Source organism: Staphylococcus sp. EG-SA-2 (assembly GCF_017152085.1).
The window spans coordinates 1-4,247 of sequence record NZ_JACYHC010000491.1; the positions used below are offsets into that span (position 1 = coordinate 1).

Genomic DNA, 4,247 nt, shown 5'->3' on the forward strand with positions numbered 1-4,247 from the left:
TATTTACTATTATTAATTCTCCAGAGCGCAAGATTAAACTCGGTACGACTTTACCGATTGCATTAATTATTGGTATCATTTTCGGCGCCATATTTTTAACGGTACAAATCGGTGTCATCACTGGGTTAATCATCGGTGTGATTGCTACGTTTATTTGGGAATTGATTGAAAAAAATAAAGGAGGTCGTTCATCATGACAACAGCATTAATTGGTGTAATTGTATTAATCTTACTAATTATTAGCTTTGTGCCAAACTACCGTGCTATGAAATCAGCAAAAGAACAAGGAAGTAATGCAACAAGAGCTACAATTATGGTAGGCATAGATATTATCTTAATTGTACTTATCATCGTGACATTATTATTAAAATATATGTAACTATTTAAACCACCCTATCTCATACATAAACATGAACGTTCTGCCATTTCACATACATATGGTCGTCCATTTAATGAGGTAAGGTGGTTTTCTCGTTAAAGTTTACCTTGTAATAGTAAAAAATAGCCAATTGTTGCGAGTATTAAGTAAATCATTGAACCAACAACAAAAGATCTTACTTGCACGCGAAATGGTGTCTGTTTGTTAAATATAGGACCAATCACCAAATTTCCAACGCCTAAAATTACTGGACCAGCTAGAAAAAACAATATAATGTAACCCATCATGATACGCCTCCTATTTCGTAAAGAAACGCGCTACAATTTGATCGTAATCAATATCTTTTGCTACATAATCTACATTAGAAAAGTCCTGTGCGCTTGTCATTTTATTCGTATTAACAATAACATCTAATCCAGCTGCAATCGCGGCTGTTGCACCATTTACAGAATCTTCAATAGCCAAACATTGTGTCGGCATATAATTTAATTGTTGTACTGCAGATAAATATAATTCAGGGTCAGGTTTAACTTGTTCAACATCTTCTCTACCAACAACTACCTCTATATAATCGTCTAGACCTAATGCTTTAAAGGTGGGCATTATTTCCGCTTTCACACTACTTGTGGCAATTGCCATAGGAATGTGACGTTGCTTTAAAAATGCCATCAATGATTTAATCGTATCAATCATCGGTAATGTTGTACTAGTAAGATGATGTTCTTCATAAAGTTTATCTTTATTTTCCGAACCAATCGCTTTAATTAAATGGTCATGCAAATCTGTAGCTGCTCCTCCAATAGAAGAACGATAAAAATCAATGCTTATAGGATCGGCATTATGCATCTCTAAATGTTTATTAATAACATTAAATAAATGTTGTTCCGTATCTATTATTGTTCCATCGAAATCAAATATAACTGCTCTATACATATATTTACTCCTCTATTTTTTCTCTTTATCAAAGCTTAACATAGTCCGATGACCACTTCATTCTATTAGTGCAATTATAACTTTTTTGACCAATACTTTGCTAAAATAGGCCCTGTTATATTATGAATGAAACTAAACACTGCGCCTGGTACTGCTGCAATTGGATTAAAATGCAATGCTGCTAATGACACAGCTAAACCAGAGTTCTGCATTCCAACTTCAATACTGACTGCTTTTTGATCTTGTCGATCTAATTTTAAAAGACGAGCTAACCAATATCCAATCGTATACCCTAATACGTTATGTAAAATAACTACTAAAAATATTAATAATCCTGTAGTTAAGATTTGGTGCTTACTGCCACCTACAACTATTGCTAAAATTAATGAAATAGCAACAACTGATATAATCGGCAAAGCTGTAGAAGCTTTTTCAGCAATTTTACGATTAATAATTTGCAAAACAATACCTAAAGCAATTGGAATTAATACAACTTGAACAACTGACCACAACATACTCAGGAAAGATACTTCCAACCATTCATTTGCAAATAGATATATTAACGCAGGTGTAACGAATGGCGCTAGCAACGTAGAGACCGTCGTAATAGAAACAGAAAGTGCTACGTTAGCTTTGGCTAAATAACTCATTACATTACTTGATGTCCCACCCGGACAACATCCAACTAATATTACGCCAACAGCAATATCAGGTGGTAAATGAAAAGACTTTGCAATTATAAATGCTAATGTGGGCATAATACTGAATTGTAGACAGACACCAATAATTACTGCTCTAGGTGCTTTAAAGACCATTTTGAAATCATTAGGTGTAATTGTTAATCCCATACCTAACATAACAATACCAAGTAAATAAGGTACCCACTTACCTAATGTCGCAACATGTTGTGGGAAAATAAATCCAATAACAGCTGCTACTAACATCCATACCAAAAAACTCTTCGTGGCAAATATACTCAATTTTTGAAACATTGTTAACACATCCTCGTCGATAATATTGAAAAATATTACCATAAGACCAGTAAGGTTACAATTACTTTTCTGAAAATTAAGATTATTTAGCCATTCTCTTCTTATTGCAAATATTTTATCACTGATAAACAATTATTTTAAACTTCATTCAAAAGTCTTAGTGAATAAAGAAAAAAAGCGTGGTAAAATCAACTTGAACAAAATTAAGTCACCTTTATAAATATTAAACGTGTATTTAATGCCATGTATTCCTCGGGAGGTCCTCACATGTTAATTGATAAATTCGAAACATACATCATCAACATCGCCGGTTTAAATGACCGTACTACTAGAAAAAAATTAAGTAAGTTATGCAAAAGTGTACAATTTTGTGATGCGTTGCAATTCTCAATAAACAAACAGTTTAATCAGTATGTATTAGAAATTAGCTTACCAAAGCAACAACTTCCATACTTCATTTCATTTTTAAGTTTTCATCAGTATAGTATTTTCCAAGTACTTTCACCAAAGAAAATAAATGAATTACTTGATTCTGATAATTTATATCAATCTGCAAAGCGTTTCGATATCAATATTGATGGCTTGCAAGATGCTTTCATTAAAGACAAAGTCATCGATATTATGAATATGTTCCAAAATCACACTGATATCACTTATACGTTGAATAAGTCTCATGCACATATTATATGTACGCCAGAAATATTTGCTAAATTGTTACATACGATTGCAACTAGAAATATCGACATTCTATCTGCCAATTATAGATCGTCATCTATGAGCAAAGCTCGTATATCATAATAAAAGACACATCTATACGATGATCATTTACAATGATTGCGTATAGTGATGTGTCTTTTTTTGTATTATTTATCTTCGGACGATTGATCCTCAACCATTTGTTCAAATGCTTCACGAACTTGTGGTACTGTCATACCTACTACAACTTGGATACTCTTACCACTCTTTACTAATCCGTGTGCCATTTGTTGATGCGTGAAATATTCCGTATCCGCAACTTTACTTTCATCATAAACAGTTAAGCGTAATCTTGTTGTACAGTTAGTAACATCTTTGATATTTTCTTTGCCGCCTAAACCGTCGAGGTAATACGCAGCTTTGTCTTCGTATTCATTACCTGTTGAAGCACGTTTAGAATCTACGCTATCACCTTTTTTATTTTTGTAATCTTGCTTAGAAAATAATTTAACTTCCTCTTCTGTTTTCTTACGTCCAGGTAATGGAATATCAAATTTCAAAATTAAGAATCTGAATAAGAAGAAGTAAATCGCTACAAATATCAGACCGATAATAACTTGTGCAACATAAGTACCCCAATGTTCTTTACCTAATGGCAACCAGTTTGTTGAAATAAAGTCTAACAAGCCACCACCCATGTTACCTACAACACCAAATGCGTACATTAAAGTATCCATTGATGCTGCTAAAACTGCGTGTAAAACAAATAAGTATGGTGCGATGAATAAGAATGTAAATTCTAATGGCTCAGTAATACCTACAACGACTGCTGTTAATGTTGCAGGAATAAGTAATGCTGCTACTTTTTTACGATTTTCTTTAGGTGTCGTAGCATACATTGCTAAAGCAATACCTAAACATCCAAATACTTTCCCATTTCCTTGAAGCATAAAGCCATAAGGGAATTGCTCTTTTAATGGCTTAGTACTCTTAGCAAACTCATTTAAATGTTGTAACCATTCAGCTTTCAAGCCATGATTGACTACTACTGGTCCAACTTCAATTGGTGCATAAATAAAGTGATGTAATCCTGTTGGTATTAATACACGTTCTAAGAAGTGGTACAGCCAAACACCGATATAGCCTGAAGCGATGATAAAGTGTTGCATTGAACCAATACCGTGCTGAACAGTTGGCCAAATAACACAAGTAATTGCTGCTAATGGTAACATCACAAAAAATGAAAT

The 4,247-nt window shown here is 33.3% G+C and carries 6 protein-coding genes and 1 pseudogene; 3 read left to right on the top strand and 4 right to left on the bottom strand.

Annotated elements, in window-relative coordinates; all coding sequences use genetic code 11:
• Both IDG60_RS07630 and IDG60_RS07635 read left to right on the top strand, forming a co-directional pair.
• Positions 1 to 197, top strand: a pseudogene (locus IDG60_RS07630) (hypothetical protein); the annotation flags it as partial.
• Complete coding sequence (locus IDG60_RS07635; protein WP_000205307.1) at positions 194 to 379, top strand: hypothetical protein; 186 nt, start codon at positions 194 to 196, stop codon at positions 377 to 379. The pseudogene IDG60_RS07630 and the gene IDG60_RS07635, both read left to right, overlap by 4 nt.
• Before the next feature lie 95 nt (positions 380 to 474).
• Here IDG60_RS07635 and IDG60_RS07640 read toward each other — a convergent pair whose 3' ends face one another.
• The 3 genes from IDG60_RS07640 to IDG60_RS07650 all read right to left on the bottom strand — a co-directional run bounded on the left by IDG60_RS07640 (position 475) and on the right by IDG60_RS07650 (position 2,304).
• Positions 475 to 666 (bottom strand): hypothetical protein, encoded by a 192-nt coding sequence (locus tag IDG60_RS07640; protein ID WP_000971980.1) that lies wholly within the window; start codon positions 664 to 666, stop codon positions 475 to 477.
• A gap of 10 nt (positions 667 to 676) precedes the next feature.
• The gene (locus IDG60_RS07645) at positions 677 to 1,312 is read right to left on the bottom strand and encodes an HAD family hydrolase (protein WP_000285450.1); all 636 of its coding nucleotides are present in this window, start codon (positions 1,310 to 1,312) and stop codon (positions 677 to 679) included.
• Positions 1,313 to 1,386: 74 nt separating this feature from the next.
• On the bottom strand, positions 1,387 to 2,304 hold the full coding sequence (locus tag IDG60_RS07650; protein WP_000486810.1) for a bile acid:sodium symporter family protein: 918 nt from the start codon (positions 2,302 to 2,304) through the stop codon (positions 1,387 to 1,389).
• A gap of 267 nt (positions 2,305 to 2,571) precedes the next feature.
• Here IDG60_RS07650 and IDG60_RS07655 point away from each other — a divergent pair, with 267 nt between their 5' ends.
• Complete coding sequence (locus IDG60_RS07655) at positions 2,572 to 3,102, top strand: hypothetical protein (RefSeq protein ID WP_000904065.1); 531 nt, start codon at positions 2,572 to 2,574, stop codon at positions 3,100 to 3,102.
• Between the two features lie 65 nt (positions 3,103 to 3,167).
• Here IDG60_RS07655 and IDG60_RS07660 read toward each other — a convergent pair.
• Positions 3,168 to 4,247 (bottom strand): alpha-glucoside-specific PTS transporter subunit IIBC (locus IDG60_RS07660; RefSeq protein ID WP_206160589.1); only part of this gene is annotated, 1,080 nt, incomplete at its 5' end.

Excerpts from the sequence above, each read along its gene's own strand:
- IDG60_RS07635 (WP_000205307.1), top strand. The coding sequence starts at position 194 with ATGACAACAGCATTAATTGGTGTAATTGTATTAATCTTACTAATTATT.
- IDG60_RS07640 (WP_000971980.1), bottom strand. The coding sequence starts at position 666 with ATGATGGGTTACATTATATTGTTTTTTCTAGCTGGTCCAGTAATTTTA.
- IDG60_RS07645 (WP_000285450.1), bottom strand. The coding sequence starts at position 1,312 with ATGTATAGAGCAGTTATATTTGATTTCGATGGAACAATAATAGATACG.
- IDG60_RS07650 (WP_000486810.1), bottom strand. The coding sequence starts at position 2,304 with ATGTTTCAAAAATTGAGTATATTTGCCACGAAGAGTTTTTTGGTATGG.
- IDG60_RS07655 (WP_000904065.1), top strand. The coding sequence starts at position 2,572 with ATGTTAATTGATAAATTCGAAACATACATCATCAACATCGCCGGTTTA.